At 27.8% G+C, this 20,712-nt stretch carries 18 protein-coding genes; 16 read left to right on the top strand and 2 right to left on the bottom strand.

What is annotated here, in order from left to right; genetic code table 11:
* Positions 1-2,734, bottom strand: a 2,734-nt coding sequence (locus tag N3D74_01730; protein ID MCX8094900.1) for a hypothetical protein, incomplete at its 3' end; no start/stop codon positions are given.
* Positions 2,735-2,877: 143 nt separating this feature from the next.
* Between N3D74_01730 and recA the strand changes: the two genes are divergently transcribed.
* From recA to N3D74_01660, 14 genes are all read left to right on the top strand, one after another.
* Positions 2,878-3,897, top strand: a complete 1,020-nt coding sequence (recA, locus tag N3D74_01725) for a recombinase RecA (protein ID MCX8094899.1) — start codon at positions 2,878-2,880, stop codon at positions 3,895-3,897.
* A 74-nt stretch (positions 3,898-3,971) separates the two neighbouring features.
* A complete protein-coding gene (locus tag N3D74_01720; protein MCX8094898.1) occupies positions 3,972-4,322 on the top strand; it encodes a RecX family transcriptional regulator in 351 nt (116 codons plus the stop codon).
* Positions 4,323-4,324: 2 nt separating this feature from the next.
* Positions 4,325-5,872 carry a ribonuclease Y gene (gene rny / locus N3D74_01715; protein ID MCX8094897.1) on the top strand — a complete coding sequence of 516 codons (1,548 nt, stop codon included), beginning with the start codon at positions 4,325-4,327 and terminating at the stop codon, positions 5,870-5,872.
* Positions 5,869-6,687 carry a TIGR00282 family metallophosphoesterase gene (locus tag N3D74_01710; protein ID MCX8094896.1) on the top strand — a complete coding sequence of 273 codons (819 nt, stop codon included), beginning with the start codon at positions 5,869-5,871 and terminating at the stop codon, positions 6,685-6,687. The genes rny and N3D74_01710 overlap by 4 nt, the downstream gene beginning before the upstream one ends.
* Complete coding sequence (locus N3D74_01705; GenBank protein ID MCX8094895.1) at positions 6,662-7,978, top strand: hypothetical protein; 1,317 nt, start codon at positions 6,662-6,664, stop codon at positions 7,976-7,978. Before N3D74_01710 ends, N3D74_01705 begins: the two co-directional genes overlap by 26 nt.
* Complete coding sequence (gene miaB / locus N3D74_01700; GenBank protein MCX8094894.1) at positions 7,975-9,210, top strand: tRNA (N6-isopentenyl adenosine(37)-C2)-methylthiotransferase MiaB; 1,236 nt, start codon at positions 7,975-7,977, stop codon at positions 9,208-9,210. Before N3D74_01705 ends, miaB begins: the two co-directional genes overlap by 4 nt.
* Complete coding sequence (locus N3D74_01695; protein ID MCX8094893.1) at positions 9,211-10,059, top strand: MBL fold metallo-hydrolase; 849 nt, start codon at positions 9,211-9,213, stop codon at positions 10,057-10,059.
* A complete protein-coding gene (dprA, locus tag N3D74_01690; GenBank protein MCX8094892.1) occupies positions 10,022-11,038 on the top strand; it encodes a DNA-processing protein DprA in 1,017 nt (338 codons plus the stop codon). The genes N3D74_01695 and dprA overlap by 38 nt, the downstream gene beginning before the upstream one ends.
* The gene (gene recG / locus N3D74_01685) at positions 11,035-13,314 is read left to right on the top strand and encodes an ATP-dependent DNA helicase RecG (GenBank protein ID MCX8094891.1); all 2,280 of its coding nucleotides are present in this window, start codon (positions 11,035-11,037) and stop codon (positions 13,312-13,314) included. The genes dprA and recG overlap by 4 nt, the downstream gene beginning before the upstream one ends.
* Complete coding sequence (gene rsmD, locus N3D74_01680) at positions 13,311-13,871, top strand: 16S rRNA (guanine(966)-N(2))-methyltransferase RsmD (protein MCX8094890.1); 561 nt, start codon at positions 13,311-13,313, stop codon at positions 13,869-13,871. Before recG ends, rsmD begins: the two co-directional genes overlap by 4 nt.
* Complete coding sequence (gene coaD, locus N3D74_01675) at positions 13,864-14,358, top strand: pantetheine-phosphate adenylyltransferase (protein MCX8094889.1); 495 nt, start codon at positions 13,864-13,866, stop codon at positions 14,356-14,358. Before rsmD ends, coaD begins: the two co-directional genes overlap by 8 nt.
* Positions 14,355-14,801: a hypothetical protein gene (locus tag N3D74_01670; GenBank protein ID MCX8094888.1), complete on the top strand. Its 447-nt coding sequence runs from the start codon at positions 14,355-14,357 to the stop codon at positions 14,799-14,801. The genes coaD and N3D74_01670 overlap by 4 nt, the downstream gene beginning before the upstream one ends.
* The gene (locus N3D74_01665; protein MCX8094887.1) at positions 14,801-15,367 is read left to right on the top strand and encodes a DUF177 domain-containing protein; all 567 of its coding nucleotides are present in this window, start codon (positions 14,801-14,803) and stop codon (positions 15,365-15,367) included. Before N3D74_01670 ends, N3D74_01665 begins: the two co-directional genes overlap by 1 nt.
* The gene (locus N3D74_01660) at positions 15,318-15,944 is read left to right on the top strand and encodes a stage II sporulation protein M (protein ID MCX8094886.1); all 627 of its coding nucleotides are present in this window, start codon (positions 15,318-15,320) and stop codon (positions 15,942-15,944) included. The genes N3D74_01665 and N3D74_01660 overlap by 50 nt, the downstream gene beginning before the upstream one ends.
* A gap of 23 nt (positions 15,945-15,967) precedes the next feature.
* Here the strand turns inward: N3D74_01660 and N3D74_01655 are convergent, their stop codons facing one another.
* Positions 15,968-18,409 carry an ATP-binding protein gene (locus N3D74_01655; GenBank protein ID MCX8094885.1) on the bottom strand — a complete coding sequence of 814 codons (2,442 nt, stop codon included), beginning with the start codon at positions 18,407-18,409 and terminating at the stop codon, positions 15,968-15,970.
* A 100-nt stretch (positions 18,410-18,509) separates the two neighbouring features.
* Between N3D74_01655 and N3D74_01650 the strand changes: the two genes are divergently transcribed.
* Together N3D74_01650 and N3D74_01645 are read left to right on the top strand one after the other, a co-directional pair.
* A complete protein-coding gene (locus tag N3D74_01650) occupies positions 18,510-19,469 on the top strand; it encodes an L-threonine 3-dehydrogenase (GenBank protein ID MCX8094884.1) in 960 nt (319 codons plus the stop codon).
* Positions 19,469-20,695, top strand: a complete 1,227-nt coding sequence (locus tag N3D74_01645; GenBank protein ID MCX8094883.1) for an aminotransferase class I/II-fold pyridoxal phosphate-dependent enzyme — start codon at positions 19,469-19,471, stop codon at positions 20,693-20,695. Before N3D74_01650 ends, N3D74_01645 begins: the two co-directional genes overlap by 1 nt.
* The last annotated feature ends 17 nt before the right edge of the window (positions 20,696-20,712 follow it).

The following is a 20,712-nucleotide window of genomic DNA, read 5'->3' as shown; positions in this document are numbered from 1 at the left end:
CACCACTACTGTTAAATGAAAGATCACTTCCTAGTTCTGTTATTATAGTTATTTCTCTTGCAACTCCATCTCCACCATTTGATACAAAAACTTTCCAGTCAACAATATTTGTATAAGCAAAATTAAGTTGTGGTGTAATTTTTGTATAAAGTTTTGCAGATTTAATTAAAATAGATGATGAAGAAGTTGAGGTGGTGTGAATTTTTCCACAATTGTCAAGATAATTTGAACTTACAAAAACTGATGCATTATTTGAACAATCTTTTTTAATTTGAATAGTGATTGAGCCATTTGAATAAATTTCATTAATCTGTTGCCAACTCCAAGTTAATGTATTACCATTAATTGTTGGCTCTCCTTTTGTTCCAGAACACCATGAACCTCCATTACTAAATGTTGTTGAGTTTGGAATATATGTGAAACCATTTAAAGATAAAGTTAAATCTGTATGATCAACATTTGCATTTTCTCTTGTAAAATTAATAGTTAAATTGTAAATATTACACTTTTCTACAATTGATGGTAAATTTGTTGATAAAGTTAAATTTGCTCTAAAATCTCTTACTCTAACTCCTTCATAATATTTTGGGTCAGTTGCACACCCTCTTGGGAAACCTGGAATTTCAAGAGTTGACCAATCTATATAGTCTTCAAAAACTAATGTATTATTTGAATCGTTAGTTTGAGTTGCTCTTGCGGTGAACAAAATTCTTAATTTTGCACCAGTGTTAGGAGAGCATGCATTTAGACCACTTAAATTTATTTCAAGTGGAATATATGAATTAACACTCCAACCAGAAACTAATTGATACCCAGAGCCACAATCCACATAAACTTCAATATTTGCAATTTGAGAATTTGTATATTGATTGTTATTAAGTTGATCTCTAAAAATAATACCATTCCATGTTGATGGTGCATTCGTTCCAGTATTAAAATCAAATTCAACAGTATATCTTCTATCATTATGAGAGTCAGGATTTTGAGATGGGTTTGTGTATTGTCCAGTATCAGTAGAACAATCAATTTCTATTGATGATGGATTAACATATTTCCTTGAATCAACTATAGCAAGTGCAGGATTGTTGATATATGTAGAAAAAGAAGCACTAACATTTTGTATTGTACATCCACAACAATCTTGGAGAGTTTCTCCATTGGGACCAGTTAGTTGAACTGTATTTGCATATTCGTTACCTGCAAAACATGGGTCATTTGAAACATTAAATGTTATAATTAAATTTTTAGTAACACCATTTTGCAAGGTTATATTATCCCATTTCACTTGTTGTCCATTTATTTGGCCTCCATCTGATGCACTTTGTGGAACAAATGGAGATGATAAAGTATCAATTATATCTATTACAACTGAATCGTTGGTGCAATTTCCTTTATTGTAAGTTACTGATATTGTATATGTTTTATTAATATCACCTGTATCTACTGGATCTGGACCTGTTTTATTTATAGTAAAATAAGCACCAGTTCCAGAAACTGAAATTGAACCAAGTTGAGATGGATTTATGAAAAGATTGTCACATGGATCAAGGTACTCTGAGAAAAATTTTAAAGTTGTTGATGGAAGAGAACATGCTCCATATGGCATAGACACTGTAAAAGTAAGATTAACCGTTTGGTTTGGATTAATTGTTCCAGGTGGGTTTCCTCCAGAGTAAACAAACTCTTTAGTTTGTGAGTTATAACTCCAACCAGTTCCTAAATTTGAAATTTGATAACCAGAAGGTATAGTTTCAACTTTTAATTTGAAGCTTTTTGCAACTCCATCTCCATTATTTGTTATTGGTATTGAAACATTTGTTGAACCACAATATGGTACTACAATGTTAGGTGGTGTATATTGAATATTAGGCACTGTTGGAATTATTTTAACAGATTGAAGAGCATGTTGTGTTTGACATTTATTATTTGAATTTAAACCCCACCATACATCAATTTCATTATGTGCATTAGAGCAACCAGATATAACTGTTGTAAAAGAAACAGTATATTCAGCTCCTGCTGGAATTTCATTATATACCCAATTTGGAAAAGATCCAGATGAAGGATTTGGATTGAAGTTAAAATTTCCTGGATTTGATATTCCAGAACCAATTGTATCAACTACATTAACATTTCCTATTGGGTCTTGTCCTATATTTTTAATTTTTATTGTCCATGTAATTGTGTCACCAACTTTACCCTCTTTTGGATTTGCCTCTTTAGATATTACTAAATTTCCACCATTAATTGAGGTTACAGAAAGAATTGAATCTATATAATTTGTTGAAGGATTTTCACAATTAGAAGTTGTTCCTTGAACTCTAATAGTAAAATTTTGTGTTACATTGTTACAAATTGCACTTGAAGGTTTAATTAAAACATAAAAATCTTTGATAACTCCACTGTTAACTGTTCCTGTATCTGGTATTCCATCACTGTTAGTATCAATAAGTGGGCTTGTTCCGTTTTGATCATTGTAGAAACCTACGCTCCATCCTTGTGGTAGACTGCTTTGAAGAAATACATTATAAATATTACTATTTTGACAATTGTTTGTTATTCTAAATCTAAAAATTGCATTTGTGTTAACTCTTGCAGTTAATGAGACTGAAGGTGATATTGAAATTCCAAAATCAGAAGCAAAAACTGGTTTATAATTTAAAATTATTGGGGAACCAAAAATTATGATTTGAATTAAAATTACTAAAATAAGTAATTTTATTTTTTTTCTCATTAAAAACCTCCAAAATAAATTTCTATTTTAAGTTTTTATCATTATAACAAAATTTAATTTTTTTTAAAATCCTCTATCTTTTTATTTTTTTAAAATCTGGTAAAATGAAAAGAAAATGAGAAAAGAATTATAGGAGGTTTTATATAATGGCTGATGAAAAAGAGAAGATGCTAAATATAACAATTTCTGATATAGAAAAAAGATTTGGCAAGGGCTCCATAATGAAACTCGGAGAAAAAAGGGAGCTCCTTGATACTGAAGTTATATCTTCAGGAATATTAACACTTGATATTGCACTTGGCGCTGGAGGATATCCAAGAGGAAGAATTATTGAAATTTTTGGACAAGAAGGAAGTGGTAAATCTACTGTTGCGCTTGAGGCAGTTGCTGAAGTTCAAAGGCAAGGTGGTTATGCAGTTTATATTGATGCAGAACACGCTCTTGACCCCTCTTATGCTGAGGCAATTGGTGTTGATTTAGCAAAATTATATATTTCTCAACCTGATTATGCTGAACAAGCTTTAGAGATTGCTGAAACATTAGCAAGAAGTGGCGCAATAGATATTCTTGTTATTGATTCAGTTGCAGCTCTTGTTCCAAAAACTGAACTTGAAGGAGAGATTGGTGACCAATTTATGGCACTTCAAGCAAGACTTATGTCACAAACTTTAAGAAGATTAAACACTGCAATATCAAAATCAAAAACTGTTGCAATATTTGTAAACCAAGTTAGAGAAAAACTTGGAGTTATGTTTGGTAATCCTGAAGTAACTCCAGGTGGAAGAGCACTAAAATTTTATTCAACTATAAGAATTGAAATAAGAAAAGGAGACTCTATAAAAGAAGGTGAGACTATAATCGGAACTTCAGTTAAAGCAAAAGTTGTTAAAAATAAAATTGCTCCACCTTATAAAGAGGCATTTTTTGATATAATATATGGAAAAGGAGTTTTGAAATCTGGATGTATTTTTGACGCTGCAGTTGAACTTGGAATAATTGAAAAGAGTGGAACTTGGTATTCATATAAAGGAGAAAGAATATCTCAGGGAAGAAAGAATGTTTTAGAATTTTTTGAAAAAAATCCAGACCTATTAAAAGAGATAGAAAAAGAGGTAAGAAAAAAAGTTTTTCCTGAGAAAGAAGAAGTTAAAGAAAATAAATAAAATTGAATATAGATTTATTAAACTATTCCCTTAAACTTTTAGGGAATAGAGATTATTTTAAAATAGAGTTAAAGATGAAATTAATTAAGAATGGATATAAAAAAGAAGAAATTGATGAGGTAATTGAATATCTTATTCAAAAAAATATCATAGATGATTTTTCTCTTATTGAGAGAAAAATTAATTATTTACAGAGAAGAGGTTGGGGAGAATTAAAAATATATAAATATTTAATAGAGTTGGGTTTAGATAAAAATTTTGTAAAAGATGGAATAAAAAAATATTTAGATCATAAACTCGAAAAAGAAAACATTAAAAAATTTTCAAAAAGAAAGGCCGAGTTTGAAAAAAAGGTCAGATACCTAATAAACAAAGGTTTCAAAGAATCTTTAATTTTAGAAGTTCTTAAAGAAAAGGAGGATTAGATATGAATTTATCATTGATAGCATATGAAATTTTAATAATAGTTGTTTTTCTCTTAGGAGGGTTAGTTGGTTTTTATATAAGAAGATTTGTTGCAGAAAGTAAAATTGGTGGTGCAGAAAAAGAGGCGCAAAGAATTAAAGAGATGGCTGTTCAAGAAGCAGAATCAAGATCAAAAGAGATAATATCAAAGGCAAGAGAAGAAGCAGTAAGAATAAGAAATGAGACAGAAAAGGATCTTAAATTAAGAAAACAAGAGATTCAGAAACTTGAAGCAAAACTTATACAAAGAGAGGAAATGCTTGAAAAGAAACTTGAATCAATTGATAGAAGAGAAAAAACAATTGTCCAAAAAGAGGAAGAGATAAGAAAAATGAGAGAAGCACTTGCGAGACAATATGAAAAACATAAACAAGAACTTCTTCGTATTGCAAATTTAACTGAAGAAGAAGCAAAAAAAGAGCTTATGGAAAAATTGGAAAAAGAGTTAAGTTTAGATTTAAGTAAGAAAATAAAAGAATATGAAGATAAATTAAAAGAAATTGAAAAAATGAAAGCACAAGAGATAATTTCAACAGCAATTCAGAGAACTGCAGTTGATTTTGTTGCAGAATCTACAATAACTGTTGTACCACTTCCAAATGATGAAATAAAAGGAAGGATTATAGGAAGAGAAGGAAGAAATATAAGGACATTTGAGTCATTAACTGAAACAGAACTTATTATTGATGATACACCAGAGGCGGTTGTAATATCTTCTTTTGACCCAATTAGAAGAGAAATAGCAAGGTTAACCTTAGAAAAATTAATACTTGATGGAAGAATTCACCCTTCAAGAATTGAAGAGTTGTATGAGAAAGCAAGACAAGAGATGGAAGAGAAAATTATGGAAGAGGGAGAAAAAGCACTTTTAGAATTAAACATAGTTGATATGAATAAAGATCTTGTAAAACTTATAGGAAAATTAAAATTTAGAACAAGTTTTGGTCAAAATGTTTTAAAACACTCTCTTGAAGTTGCTTATCTTGCAGGGATTATAGCTGGTGAACTTCAGATGGATATTCAAAAAGCAAAAAGAGCAGGTCTTTTACATGATATAGGTAAAGCGCTTGATAAAGAGGTTGAAGGACCTCATGCTCAAATTGGAGCAGAACTTTTAAGAAAGTATGGTGAAGATGAAGAGATAATTCATGCAATTCAAGCACATCACTATGATGTTCCACTTGAAAAGCCACTTGATTTTATAATTCAGGCAGCAGATGCAATTTCAGCATCTCGTCCAGGTGTAAGAAATGAATCAATTGAACAATACATAAAAAGAATTGAAGAATTAGAAAGAATAGCAACTTCATTTGAAGGAGTTGAAAAAGCATATGCACTTCAAGCAGGAAGAGAAGTTAGAGTTTTTGTAAAACCAGATTCTATTGATGATTCTCTTTTGCCAAAACTTGCATATGATATTGCAAAAAAAATTGAAAATGAAGTTGTTTATCCAGGACAGATTAAAGTTTTAGTTGTAAGAGAAAGTAAAGCACTCGGATATGCAAAATGAGAATACTTTTTATAGGTGATATAGTTGGTGAATCAGGAAGGAGGGTCTTAAGAGAGACCCTCCAAAAAATTATAATAGAAGAAAAAATAGATTTAACTATTGCAAATGTTGAAAATCTTTCAGGTGGTTTTGGTATAACTTTAGAAAAGTTTGAAGAGATTTTGAGTTTTGGAGTAAATGTTGCAACAAGTGGAAATCATATATGGGATAATAAAGAATATAAAAAGGTTTTTGAAAAATATCCTAATCTTATTTTAAGACCTCTTAATTATCCAGATGGCACACCAGGAAAAGGAAGTACAATTTTAGATGTTAATGGAAATAAAGTTTTAATAATAAACATTCAAGGAAGAACATTTATGGAGCCTATTGATTGTCCTTTTAGAAAAATTGATGATGAATTAAAAAAATATAGTGATATAATAATTAAAATAGTAGATTTTCATGCAGAGGCTACAAGTGAAAAAAGAGCAATGCTTCATTTTCTTTCTGGTAAAATTTCTACACTAATTGGTACACATACACATGTTCAAACCTCCGATGAAGAGATATTACCTACTGGAACCTCTTACATAACAGATGTTGGTATGACTGGAAGTTTTGATTCTGTTATTGGAATAAAGAAAGAATTAGCAATTCAACATTTTATAACTAAACTTCCAACAAGATTTGAGGTTGCAAAAGATGACCTTAGATTAAATTCTGTATTACTTGAAATTAATGAAAAAAATGGTAAAACTTTAATGATAAAAAGATATAACTTAAACCTTAGAAAAGAGGGGGTAACACATGGAGAAAAAACTTCAGGAACTTAAAAAAAGGATCAAAGAGGATGAACTTCTTAGATCCGTAAATTTATTTTTTTCTTTAAACAATACAACTGTTTATCTTGTTGGAGGCTACATTAGAGATTTACTGCTCGGTAAAGAGAGCAGTGATATAGATATAATTGTAGATGCTCCAACAAGTACAGTAAAGGCTCTTGCACATTTTTTAAATGCAAGTGTGTTTTATTTGAGAAAAAGAGAAATATATGCAAGAGTTATGATAATGAGGGAAGGGAGAAGGATAGATGTTTCTTTTATAAATGAGGAAAATTTTAAAGAGGAGTTAGAGAGAAGAGATTTTACAATAAACTCAATGGCAGTAAACCTTACAAAAATATTTAAAGATGAAGAAGATTTCTTTATAGACTACTTTAATGGTTTAAAAGATCTTGAAAGTAAAATAATAAGACAGACACATCAGGGAATTTTTGAAGAAGATCCAATAAGAGTTTTAAGAGCGTTTAGATTTAAACATACTTTAGGTTTTGAAATTGAAAAAGATACATTAAAAAACCTTCAGTTAAATAAATCTCTATTAGATAAAGTTTCTCCTGAAAGAATGAGAGAAGAGTTCTTTAGAATTTTAATGATGGATAATCAAATTCTTTATGATCTTAATGAAAGTGGTGTTCTGAAAGAGATATTTCCAAATATAAATTTTGAATTTGTTGATATGGCTTTAACAAATCTTGATGATTCAATTAAAAATCCTGATAAATATTTCAAGCAAGAAGAAGTAAGAGAAGTTTATGTAAATTTCTGGAATGAACCTGTTGGAAAAGAAGTTTTTCATATTCAAACATTTAAACTAGCTCTTCTTTGTTTTGGAGAAGAAACCCCCGCTCTTTTTGTTAGAAAAAAATTCAATGCTTCTTTAAGAACTTGCACAAAAGTTCAAAATGTAATTTTTGCTTTTAAATATCTGAAAAATAGTTTTGATGAAGGACAAGATATTTTATCAGTTGATTTTATTGGAACATTCTTCAGGACATACAAAAAAGAAACAATTGAAGCGTATATGCTTTTGACTTTTTATTATAAGGGCTCGAAGAAATTCCCAAGAAAAGAGGTTCTTGATTTTGTTGGTCTGTTTGTAAAAAATAGATTTAAATCTCTTGTAATTTCTGGTAATGAGATTGTAAAAGAGTATGGACTAACTCCATCTCCTTTTGTTGGAGATCTTTTAATGTATCTTAAGGCTCATCAAATTCTTGAAAAAATAAAAACAAAAGAGGATGCAAAAGCCCTTATAGACAAATATCTTAAAAGAGAAGAGTGATAAAATTTCACATAAAAACTTTTGGTTGTCAGATGAATGAGTATACATCACTCTATTTATCTTCCCTTTTGTCATCAAAAGGATTAGAGAGTGATGTTAAAAATGCTGATTATATTATTGTTAATACATGTGCAGTTAGGGAAAAGGTAAAACATAAAATCTATTCATATATTGGAAAAGTTAATAAAATTAAGAAAAAAGAAGCAAAACTTATTGTTATAGGTTGTCTTGGTGAAATTAATAAAGATGAAATAGAAAAGAAATTTAAACCATATATTGTAGGTCTTTATGATAAAGAAGAAGAACTTTTCACATTAGCAAAAGAAATTGAAGGAGAAGTTATTAAAAAAGGAGTGCCTCTTATTTCAAGATATCTTCCTATAATTTTTGGTTGCAATCACTTTTGTTCATACTGTATTGTTCCTTTTGCAAGAGGTTTTGAGAAAAGCAAACCCTTTGATTTAATTTTAAGAGAAGCAGAAGAAATTTATAAAGAAGGTGCAAGAGAAATAGTTTTAATTGGTCAAAATGTAAATGATTATGGAAAAGATCTTGGTTTAGAAGATGGATTTTTAAAAATTTTAAAAGAAGTTTCAAAGATTCCCTTTGAAAGAATCAGTTTTTTAACTTCTCACCCAAAAAATTTTAAATTAGAGTGGATTGATGAATTAAAAGATATTAAAAATTTACTTCAACTTTTTCACCTACCTCTACAAAGTGGTTCAAATAAAGTTTTAAAACTCATGAGAAGAGGATATACAATTGAAGAATATTTAAGAATTATAGAAAAAATAAGAGATGTCTTTAAAGATGCATCAATTACCACAGATTTGCTTGTTGGGTTTCCTGGAGAGGATGAAGAAGATTTTTTACAAACAATTGATGCTGTTAAAAAAATTGAGTTTGATAGAGCATTCATGTTTAGTTATTCAAAGAGACCAAAAACATATTCTGAAAAACTTGAATGTGAAATTCCAGAAAGTGAAAAATTGAGAAGGTTAAATTATCTTATAAAAATTCAAGACGAAATTACTCTTAAAAAATATAAAGAATTTATTGGAAAAGAGGTTGAAGTTTTAATAGAAAATATAAAAGATGGCAAGGGAATTGGAAAAGAAAAGGGGGGAAGAGTTGTTATAGTTGATGGGATAAAAGAGGAAGATTTTGGAAAAATTATAAAAACAAAAATAGATAAAGTAAACATAAGAGAGCTTTTTGGGAAGAAAATATAGATGAAAATATATCCATTAGCAGGCGAAACTCTTGGTGTAAGAAGTACATCTATTTTTGTTGAAACTCTTGATTTAAAAATTTTAATTGACCCAGGTTTTTCTATTCCAAAATTAAAAAATTCTTACCCACCAACTCCTTATGAGTTTAGAGTAGGAGATAATATTAAAAAAATTATAAAAGAAAAAATAGATATATCTGATTTAATAATAATAACTCATTATCATTTAGATCACTTTTCTTTTTATGAAGATTATTATAAAGATAAAATTGTTTTTATTAAAGATCCAGTAAATTTTATAAGTGATAATCAAAAAGAAAGAGCAAAAAAACTTTTAGATATATTAGAAAAAAATTCAAAATATTATAGAATTGCTAATGGTGAAATAATTTTTAATAAAACAAAAATTAAATTTTCAGAAATATTTCCGCATGGATTAGATGAAAATATGGGTGGTGTTATATCAATTTTAATTGATGATGGAGAGAAATTTTTATATACCTCAGATATTTCTGGATTTTCAAGTGAAAATTCAGAATATTTTGTAATAAAAGAATTTCCTGATATTTTAATTTTTGATGGCCCAGTTTTAGAAGTTCTTGATAAAGCAATTTATAATACTGAAAAGATCCTTAATGAAACAAATATTAAAATATTTATTATGGAACATCATCCATATAGAGAATTAGATTATAAAGAAAAATTAAAAGATTATTTTTTAATATTCAAAAAAAATGGAAAACCTATTTTAAATTACGCTTCTTTTTTAAATAAAGAAGAGAATCTTCTTGAAGCAGAGAGAAAAATTTTTTATGAAGAACCTTTTAGATTTAATAAACCTTTATGGTGATAAAGAGGTTATTTTAAAAATTTTAAAAATTCCTATTTCAAGAAAGAAAAAATGGGAATTAATTAAAAATGATTTAATTCATAGAGAAATTTCTCATTTAAATTTTGATGAAGAGAGAAAAGAGTTAGAAATATATAAAAACAATGGAATTAATTTTATAACATTTCTTGATGAGAATTATCCTGAAATTTTAAAAGAGATTTTTGATCCACCAATTGCTCTATTTTATAAAGGAAAATTAAAAAAAGATTTTTTAGGAGTAAGTATTGTCGGTACAAGAAGATGCAGTGAATATGGAAAGTATGTAAGCGAAGATCTCTCATCATTTCTTGTAAAATATGGAATTGTTATAATAAGTGGTCTTGCTTATGGAATAGATACTTATGCTCATATAGGAGCAATTAAAGGGGGCGGAGAAACTTATGCAATTTTAGGTGGTGGTTTAAACAATATTTATCCATCAAAAAATTTAACACTTGCTAAAAAGATAGAAGAGAATGGAGCATTAATTTCAGAATATTTTCCAGATGAAAAACCAAAAGATTTTCATTTTCCAGAAAGAAATAGAATTATTTCAGGATTATCTAAGGTTCTTGTTCTTGTTGAATCACCATTAAAAAGCGGTGCATTAATAACAGTTGATTTTGCTATTGATTTTGGAAGAGAAGTTTTTGCTGTTCCAGGTCAAATCAACAGTGAAAAATCTGAAGGATGTCATAAAATAATAAAAGAAGGTGCAAATATATTATGTAAATATTCAGACATTCTTGAATTTTTAAATATTAAACATTTTGAGAGAGAACTTCCTATTTTAGATGAGGATGAGAAGAGAATTTTAGAATTAGTTCCTTATACAATAACATATATTGATGATATAACTAACTCACCAAAAGATTTACCTATACTTGTTTCTCTTGAAAGTAAAGGGCTTATCCAAAGTTTTCCAGGTAATTTTTATATGAGGAAAAAGATAAGATGATTGAGAGATTAATTGATATTTTAATCTTAGAGAGAAAAAGAAAATTTGACAATAAATCTGTAATTGGTGGGTTAACAACTTTTTTAAATAATAATTTATCTAATTTAGAATTATATGGAATAGATATAAAAAAATTAAAAAAATTAATAAAAGAGTATGAAGAAGAAAATATTGAGAAAAGAAAAAAGATTTTTTGGGAGATATTTAATGAGATTTTGGATGGATTATTCAAAAGGAGAGAATTTGATCTTGAAAAAATTCCTGGTATTGGAGAAAAAAGAAAAGAGATTTTATTAAAAATTGGAGTTAAAAATTCATATGACCTAATTTATTATTTTCCTAGAAAATATATTGATTTTGGTAAATTAACTAAAATTATAAATGTTAAAAATGGAGAATATGCACAGATTCAGGGAGAGGTTTTATCTGTTGAAAAGAAAAACATAAGACATAACCTATCAATTTTAAAAGTTAAATTTTTTGATGGAACTTCAAGTTTATTTGGTATCTGGTTTAATCAACCATATCTTGAAAAGTTCTTTAGAAAAGGTAAAAGATTTTTAATTATGGGTGAAGTATCATATAATTTTGGCGAATGGCAAATGGAAAATCCAGATTTTGAAGAGATAGAAAGTTTTAAAGATGAATTAAAAGAAAAAATTGTTCCTATCTACTCACAAACAAAAGGTATAACTTCAAAAATAATATCAAATCATATAAATGAAGCATTAAAATTAACTGAGAAATTTATCTTTGATCCACTACCAAGAGAGATAATAAAAAAAAGAGATCTTGTGCCACTTAATTTTGCATTAAAAAATATACATTTTCCTGAGTCAAAAGAAAATTTAAAAAAAAGTGAATTTAGATTAAAATATGAAGAGCTCTTTCTATTTCAACTATTTCTTCAAATAAGAAAAATGAAAATTAAAGAGAAAATGGGGTTAAAATATGATATTAAAGATGAATATAGAGAAAGATTTATTAAAACTCTTCCATTTACACTAACAAATGGTCAACTTAAAGTTATGAATGAGATTGAGGAAGATTTAAAAAGTGGAAAAATTATGAATCGCTTATTACATGGAGAAGTTGGTAGTGGAAAAACAGTTGTTGCAGCATATGCTCTTTATCTATCAACTTTAAATAAAACTCAAGGAACAATGATGTCTCCAACAGAAATTCTTGCAATTCAAACTTATAACAATGTTAAAAAATTTCTTTCACCTTTTGGTATAAAAGTTGAAATTTTGACAGGTAGTACAAAAAATAAAAATGAAATAAAGAGCCGCCTCAAAGAGGGAGAAATTGATATAATAATTGGAACACATGCTTTAATTGAAGAAGACACAGAATTTAAAAATTTATCTCTTGTTATAGTTGATGAACAGCATAGATTTGGAGTATTACAAAGAGGAGCTCTTGTTAAAAAGGGAAATTATCCACACACTCTTGTTTTATCTGCAACCCCTATTCCAAGAACACTTGCATTATCAATTTATGGTGATCTTGATATTTCAACAATAGATGAACTTCCACCAGGTAGAAGACCTGTTAAAACAATTGTTTTTCCAAGAGAAGAAAAAGAAAAAGCATATGAATTTGTAAGAGAGAGATTAAGGGATGGTGAAAAAATTTATGTTGTTTGCCCTCTAATTGAAGAGAGTGAAAAGATGGAAATTGCATCAGTTAAGGAAAAATATGAAGATTTTAAAGAAATTTTTAAAGGAGTTAAAATAGATATTTTACATGGAAGAATGAAAGGTGATGAAAAAGAAGAAAAAATTAAAAATTTCAGAGAAGGAGACACACAAATTTTAATATCAACAAGTGTTATAGAAGTTGGGATAGATGTGCCTGAAGCAAATGTTATTCTTGTTGAAGATGCACAAAGATTTGGTCTTTTAACTTTGCATCAATTAAGAGGGAGGGTTGGAAGAGGAGATAAAGAATCTTATTGTCTTTTAATACTTTCAAATTATGATAAGGATTCTTTAAGAAGGGTAAGAGTTCTTGAAAAAACAAATTCAGGACTTGAAATTTCAGAGTGGGATTTAAAATTTAGAGGGACAGGAGAGTTGGGTGGTGAAAGACAACACGGAGTTTCAGATTTTAAAATTGTTAATCTTTTAAGTGAAGATGATTTTGAAATATTAAAAGTTGCAAGAGAAGATGCTGAATATTTTATTAAAAATAACTCTATTCTTGACTATCCATATCTTATAAAAGAACTTTCTTTAAGATTCAAAGATTTTAAACTTCTTGATATATCATGAGAATAACATCAGGATTTCTAAAAGGAAGAAAAATTCAAGAAGTCAATGATGAAAGAGTTAGGGAGACACTTGATATTGTAAGAGAATCTCTTTTTAATTCTTTGAGAGGTTCAATTGAAGGTAAAAATTTTTATGACCTATTTGCTGGTTCTGGCTCAGTAGGAATTGAGGCTATATCCTCTGGTGCAAGTTTTGTTGTTTTTGTTGATATTAGTTTTAAGTCAATTAAGACAATAATTGAAAACCTTAAAAATTTAGGAGTTTTTGATAAAGCAAAGGTAATTAAAAAAGATGTATTAAGATTTTTAAAAAGCAGAGATTTTGATTTACCAAAAGCTGATTTTATTTTTCTTGACCCCCCTTATCAATTTAAACTCGGAGAAAAAGCACTTGAAATAATTTCAAGTAGTAATATTATTAAAGATGAAACAATAATAATTTATGAACACTCTAAAAGGGAGATTTATAAAACAAATTTTGAAATAGTGAAAAGTTTAAAAATTGGTGAAACAATTTTAGATTTTTTAGTTTTTAAGAGAGGAAAAGAGAATGAATAAAGAAAAATTAAAAATTGCAGTTTATCCTGGAAGTTTTGATCCACCAACACTAGGGCACTTTGATTTAATAAAAAGAGCATCAAAAATTTTTGATAAATTAATTGTTTTAGTATCAGATAGTAAAAATAAAAATTATATGTTTTCAAAAGAGGAAAGATTTTTAATGGTTAAAGAAATGGTAAATGATTTTAATAATGTTGAAGTTCAAATGCTTAATGGTCTTCTGATAGATTATTTAAAAGAAAATAAATTAAATATTGTAATTAGAGGTTTGAGAATAACCTCTGATTTTGATTATGAGTTTCAAATGTCATCATTTAATAAAGTTCTTTATCCTGAAATTGAGACAATTTATATAATGAGCGATATAAAATACACTCTTTTATCATCAAGTTTGGTTAGAGAATTAATTTCAAATAAAGGTGATATAAGTAAATTTGTTCCAGAATCTGTTGAAAAATTTATAAAAAGTAGAGGGGTGAAATGAACATATTAGGTTTATTAAGTAATTTAAAGTCATTGATTGAAAAAGGTAAGCCAGTTCCTTTTTCAAATATGGTTATGGTTGATGAGAAAAAACTTATTTCAATAATAGAGGAGATTGAGAAAAATTTTCCTCAAGAGTTTGAAAAAGCAAAAGAGATATTAAGAAATAAAGAAAACATTATAACTGAAGCAAGAGAAAGAGCTAAAAAAATAATAGAAAATGCTGAGGATGATAAGAAAAAATTGATATATAATTCAGAGATTGTTATTGAAGCAAAAGAAGAAGCAGAAAAAATTCTTAAAGAAGCGAGAGAAGAGGCAGAGAGAATTAAAAATGAGGGAAAAGAGTTTGTAAAAGAACTTCTTTCTAAAGTTGATAACTATTTACTTAAAGCAAGAAATATAATTTCAGATGGAATAAATGCATTATCGGAGGAAGAATAGTGATTAGTGTAAGGGATTTAAAGAGAGAGACAGGTCTTAAAAAGAAAGTTTCTCTTGAACTAGATTTTAATGAGATAGAAGGTAATAAAATTTTGTCACCTGTTATTGTTGATATTGAGATAGAAAATATTGGAATGGGTTTTACTGTTAAAGGAAGTTTTGAAGTTACAGTAGAAATTCAATGTAGAAGATGTTTAAAATTTTTTCCATATAAACTTGTAGCAGAAATTGATGAAATTTATACTACAAAAAGAGGTGAAATTAGCCCTAAAAAGCTTTTAAATCGTGATGAACTATCTACATTTTTATTTAATGGTGAAGAGATAAATATAAAAGAATCAATAAGACAAAATATAATTGTTTCAATTCCACCATACCCACTTTGTAATGAAAATTGCAAAGGTCTTTGTCCAATTTGTGGAAAAAACCTAAATGAAGAGATTTGTGAACATATTGAAATGCTTGAGAAAGAGGATATTGAAGAAAATCCATTTTATAAACTTTATTTGAAACTTTATGAAGATAATAAAAAGCGTTCTAGAAGAAATAAAAAAGAGAAGAAATGAACTTTTAAAATTTTTTATAAGATTTTTTATTTCATTTTTTATTGGAGCAATTTTAGTATATCTATTTATATTTTTTATTGAAAATAGTATTTCATTAAACAAAGATTTAGAAGTTTTTAAAAATTTATTAAATGAGGTAAAAAAGCATCTTGAAAATTATTTTTTACCTTACACTGAAAAAGGAACTTTGGGAAGAATTTTGTTTATATTTCTAAACAATTTTAGAGTTGTTGTTATTGCTGGAATATTGAGTTTTATAACATTTGGGATATTTTCGGAAATCGTCGCATACATCAATGGATTTGTTGTTGGTTTAGTTATTTTTGCTCTACCAAAAATTTTTGAGAAATTAAACCCATTTTCTTTATTTTTATTTGGCATAGTTCCTCATGGAATTTTTGAAATTTTTGCATTTCTTTTATCATTAACTTTTGCACATTCTCTCTCTCCAACAAAAGAAGGAATTAAATATATTGATACATATTTAAAATCTTATATATTAGTTATTCCTCTTTTATTTATCGCTTCAATAATTGAAGTTACATTAACTCCTATTATTATGTCAATATTATTATAAATTTTAAATTTAAATTTTTATTTTCAAAATGCAGGGGTTAGCGTATCTCCACTTTTAAAAAATGGAAGCCAAACAAGAGAGAAAAACCTAATATTTATTTCTGTTTTAGAAGGCTTTAAAATTATTCTTTCTATAATCTCTTTTGTTGGATCAGACTTTTCTTCAAATTTTTTAATTTCTTCTTGAAACTCTCTTTCTAGTTCTTTAAGTTCACTTTCATATTTTTGAACTGTCTCTTCTGCTCTTTTTATATCTTCTTGTTCTTTCATTATTCTACCAGCGTCTCTTGCTGCAGTAGTTGCTCTTCCAACATTTCCAACACCTGTTACTTTTCTTCCAAGAATTGCTCCTAAAATTGTTGCTCCAACAGAAATAGTTGTTTGAAGTTTTCTTTGTTGAAGTTGATCTTTTTCTCTATCTAACATTTGTAAAGCTTTTCTATATTTTTCTTCCATAGCACTCAATTTTGTCTCATATTTTTTAATTATCTTTTCTTTTTCTTCATCTCTTTTTTCTCTTGATAACTCAATCAATTTAATTTTAAATTCTTCCTCACTTTCATTAGGTTTTGAGAAAACTTTATAGGTTGGACTTCTAAAAATTTCAAGAGTTATATTATTTTTAATGTGATTTATTAATTCTCTTTTCCATGAATCATAATTTTTAGGAATTAAGGCTTGTTGAGGAAGTTTATCAAAAATAGAATCAATTTCAGGTTTTTGAGATAGATTATTTAGATCTATTTTTATTTCAAATGATTCGCTCCAATCAACAGGAATTGGTTTATCTTTTATTTCAGCTGCGATTATTTTTTCAACAGTATAATCAATTCCTTTTTTAGAATCGCTGAAATTTACCATTGAACTTCCAATAACAAATGGTTTATAAAAAATAACTGAATCTTGTGGCTTCGCTTCTCTAACTTTTGCAAAAAATTGTGATATTGATGGTGGAATAATTGGAGTCTCTTTTTTGGTTTCTTCTGTTGGATAAACTAATTTTTCTTGAAATATTGGCGCTTTCTCTTCAACCTGTTTTTTGATTATAAAATCTTTTTTATTCTCCATTAAAATTTTAATATGGTCTTTTGTTAATGGACCTCTTAAATATGAAAGCACATGTCTTGTTTCAAAAATAACAGGCTCATTTTCATGAATATTATTCATAATAAAAACTCTTTTTCCCAATGAAGATATTGCTTTATCAAAAAATTTTCTATCAAATTTTAAATTAATATTTTGTGAAACTGTATCTAAACCCTCAAGAACTTTTTCTTTATCTCTTTCTGTTTGAAGTCTTCCAATAAACCATGTTCCAGTATTTGACAGACCTTTATAATCAAGATCAACAGGATTTTGTGTTGAAAGAAGAATTCCAACTCCAAATGCTCTTGCTTGTTTTAAAAGAGTAAGAAGCGGTTTTTTAGAAGGAGGATTTGCAATTGGTGGAAAATATCCAAATATTTCATCCATATAAACAATTGCTCTTAAAGATTGAGTTCCAGATAAGGTTCTAACCCAAGACAAAATTTCATTAAATAGTAGAGAAACAAAAAACATTCTCTCTTTTTCGTTAAGATGGGCAATATAAAAGATAGAAACTCTTGGTTTTCCCTCTTTCGAATATAGTAATTTTCCTACATCAAGAGGCACTCCTTCAAACCAGAGATTGAATTGAGGTGAAGCAATTAAATTATTAATAGCAATAGATAATGCGTGTCTTTCATTAGATGGATAAAATGTTTCTATGCTCATTACACCTATTTTTTCAATTGAAGGCTTTTGAATTTCTTGAATTAATGTCTCAAGATTAATATTTTTACCTTGCCTCCAGTATAATTCAATTATTTTTGATACCAAAATGTGTTCTTTTGATCTTAATGGGTCTCCTTCAATTCCAATTAATCCAAGTAAACTAGTTGTTGTTGAAATAATTTTATCACTTAAAAGTTCCTCATCTTCTAATATTTCTTTTGGAGGAGAAGAAAATGATTTTAATATTGAAATTGGGACTCCAGCATTACTTCCAGGTGTGTATATTATGAAATCAACATTTTCTTTTAACTTTTTGATTCTCTCTTTTGTTTGACCCCATTCATTTATTCCTTCTTCCCATTTTTTTGAAATCTCTTTTGCATATTCTTCCTTAGTTAAACCTTTTTTTGTTGCCTCTTCCTCATTTATCCATGGTAAAAATTCCTCAGGTGTAAGATTTTCGAAAAGGAGAGCAATATTAGTAAGGTCACCTTTAGGATCAATCGCAATTGATGGAATATTATCTATTGCAGCCTCTTCTAAAATTCCAATGCAAAGCCCTGTTTTCCCACTTCCAGTCATTCCAATACATACTCCATGAGTTAAAAGATCTTTTGAATCATATAGAATAAGTTCATCAATAGGTTTATTATTTTCTAAATCATACTTTCTTCCTAAATAAAAGAAACCCAATTTTTCATATTCAATCATAGTTATTTACCTCCTAAGAAAATTATACAAAATATTGAAAAATAATTTTAATTTAATATAATTTTTATGGTCAAATTTTAAACAAGAAAAGGAGGGATTTATGAGTAAAATCCTTGTAACAGGAGCAACAGGTCAGATAGGTTCAGAACTCACATTATATTTAAGAGAAATCTTCGGAAGTGAAAATGTAATTGCAGCAGGTCATAAAAGAGAGCCAAGTAAAGAGTTAAAAGAGTCTGGTCCTTTTATTTTTTTAGATACACAAAATTATGAAGAAATTGAGAAAGTTGTAAAAAATCATAATATTGATATAATTTACCATCTTTCTGCAATACTATCTGCAAAAGGTGAAGAATCGCCATTATCATGCTGGAATATAAATATGAATTCACTTTTAAATATTCTTGAAATTTCAAGAATTTATAATTGTAAAGTTTTTTATCCATCATCTATTGCAGTTTTTGGTCCAACATCTCCAAAAGATAATACACCACAAGAAACAATTATAAGACCAACAACAATGTATGGAATTACAAAATTAACTGGAGAACTTTTATGTGAATATTATTACAATAAATATGGTGTTGATACAAGAGGAGTAAGATATCCAGGACTAATTTCGTATGTAACACCACCAGGTGGAGGTACAACAGATTATGCAGTTGAAATTTTTTATGAAGCAATAAAAAATAAAAAATATAAATGCTTTTTAAGAGAAGATACCTATCTTCCTATGATGTATATGCCAGATGCTATTAAAGCAGCAGTTGATTTAATGGAAGCAGATTCAAAAAAATTGATTCATAGGGCATCATACAATATTCAAAGTATGAGTTTTTGTCCAAGAGATCTTTATTTTGAAATAAAGAAATATATCCCTGAATTTGAGATTGAATATGAAATTAATCCTGTTAAACAATGTATTGCTGATTCATGGCCAAAAAGTATTGATTCTAATTGTGCAAAAGAGGAGTGGGGTTTTAACCCAGAGTACTCTTTCCAAGATATGGTTAAAGACATGATTGAAAAATTAACTAAAAAACTTTTAGGAGGTGAATAATGCCTTTAGAAAAATTGAAAAAATCTCTTCAGGAAAAAATAAATGAGATTGATGAGAAAGGAATAGTCAAAAGAAAAGAAAGCATAATTGTTAATATTAAAAAATGTGATGGAATAAAAGGAAATAGATATATATTAAAGGGTGAAGAAGATAAAGAATATATTAGAATGAATTCAAATTCATATCTTGCACTTCATTTAAATGAGAGGGTAAAAGAGAAAGAAGAGGAAGCAATAAAAAAATTTGGAGTAGGACCTGGTGCAGTAAGATTTATAAGTGGAACATATGAAACTCACAAAGAACTTGAAAAGAGGATCTCTAAATTTCACTCAAGAGAAGATGCAATAATTTTCAGTTCAGCATATGGTTGTGTTCTTGGAACTCTTTTTTCATTGATTGATGAAGAAACATTTGTAATAAGTGATGAATTAAATCATAATTGTATAATAAATGGAATTAGATTATCAAGACCAAAAGAAAAAGATATATATAAGCATCTAAATGTTGATGAATGTGATGAGAAAATAAAAAATTACATAGGAAAGGCAAAAAAAGTTTTGATAATTACAGATGGAGTTTTTAGTATGAGAGGAGATTATGCACCTCTTGATAGATTACAGGAAATTGCTGATAAATATGATAAAGATTTTGAAGAAGGAGTTATTTTGATTGTTGATGATTCTCATGGAGTTGGAATTTTTGGAGAAAGCGGAAGAGGAACAGAAGAAGTTTTAAAAACAAAGGTTGATATTTTGATAGGAACATTTGGTAAAGCATTTGGAGTAAATGGGGGGTATCTTGTTTCTGATAAGATAATAGTTGACTATTTAAGAGAAAAAGCGCCCCTTTATATTTATACAAATCCAATAACACCAGGAGAAGCAAATGCAATAATTGAATCAATAAATATAATTGATAGTGATGAAGGAAAAGGAATGATAGACTATGTTAGAGAACTTGCAAAGAAATTTAGAGAGGGAATTATTTCTCTTGGGCTTGAAACAACAAAGAGTGAACACCCAATTGTACCTCTTATAATTAGAGATACAGAAAAAACAAAACAACTTGTAAAATTTTTAAGAGATAATGGAATTTTATCAACTGGTTTAAACTATCCAATTGTTCCAAAAGGAGAGGAACTTATTAGATTTCAGATAACTTATGAACATACTGATTATGATATTAATTATGTTTTAGGGGTTATTAAAATTTTTTTTAAATCATAAATTTAAAAATTTATTAT

Source organism: Caldisericia bacterium (assembly GCA_026414995.1).
In the GTDB taxonomy this organism is placed as follows: Bacteria; Caldisericota; Caldisericia; order B22-G15; family B22-G15; genus JAAYUH01.
The sequence above is the reverse complement of the archived record's forward strand: the minus strand, read 5'-3'. Positions and strand labels throughout refer to the sequence as shown.

Bases quoted from the DNA above. Each gene is read 5' to 3' on its own strand.
- N3D74_01720 (MCX8094898.1), top strand. From the start codon at position 3,972: ATGAAATTAATTAAGAATGGATATAAAAAAGAAGAAATTGATGAGGTA.
- rny (MCX8094897.1), top strand. From the start codon at position 4,325: ATGAATTTATCATTGATAGCATATGAAATTTTAATAATAGTTGTTTTT.
- N3D74_01710 (MCX8094896.1), top strand. From the start codon at position 5,869: ATGAGAATACTTTTTATAGGTGATATAGTTGGTGAATCAGGAAGGAGG.
- N3D74_01705 (MCX8094895.1), top strand. From the start codon at position 6,662: ATGGAGAAAAAACTTCAGGAACTTAAAAAAAGGATCAAAGAGGATGAA.
- N3D74_01695 (MCX8094893.1), top strand. From the start codon at position 9,211: ATGAAAATATATCCATTAGCAGGCGAAACTCTTGGTGTAAGAAGTACA.
- dprA (MCX8094892.1), top strand. From the start codon at position 10,022: ATGAAGAACCTTTTAGATTTAATAAACCTTTATGGTGATAAAGAGGTT.
- recG (MCX8094891.1), top strand. From the start codon at position 11,035: ATGATTGAGAGATTAATTGATATTTTAATCTTAGAGAGAAAAAGAAAA.
- rsmD (MCX8094890.1), top strand. From the start codon at position 13,311: ATGAGAATAACATCAGGATTTCTAAAAGGAAGAAAAATTCAAGAAGTC.
- coaD (MCX8094889.1), top strand. From the start codon at position 13,864: ATGAATAAAGAAAAATTAAAAATTGCAGTTTATCCTGGAAGTTTTGAT.
- N3D74_01670 (MCX8094888.1), top strand. From the start codon at position 14,355: ATGAACATATTAGGTTTATTAAGTAATTTAAAGTCATTGATTGAAAAA.
- N3D74_01660 (MCX8094886.1), top strand. From the start codon at position 15,318: ATGAAGATAATAAAAAGCGTTCTAGAAGAAATAAAAAAGAGAAGAAAT.
- N3D74_01655 (MCX8094885.1), bottom strand. From the start codon at position 18,409: ATGATTGAATATGAAAAATTGGGTTTCTTTTATTTAGGAAGAAAGTAT.
- N3D74_01650 (MCX8094884.1), top strand. From the start codon at position 18,510: ATGAGTAAAATCCTTGTAACAGGAGCAACAGGTCAGATAGGTTCAGAA.
- N3D74_01645 (MCX8094883.1), top strand. From the start codon at position 19,469: ATGCCTTTAGAAAAATTGAAAAAATCTCTTCAGGAAAAAATAAATGAG.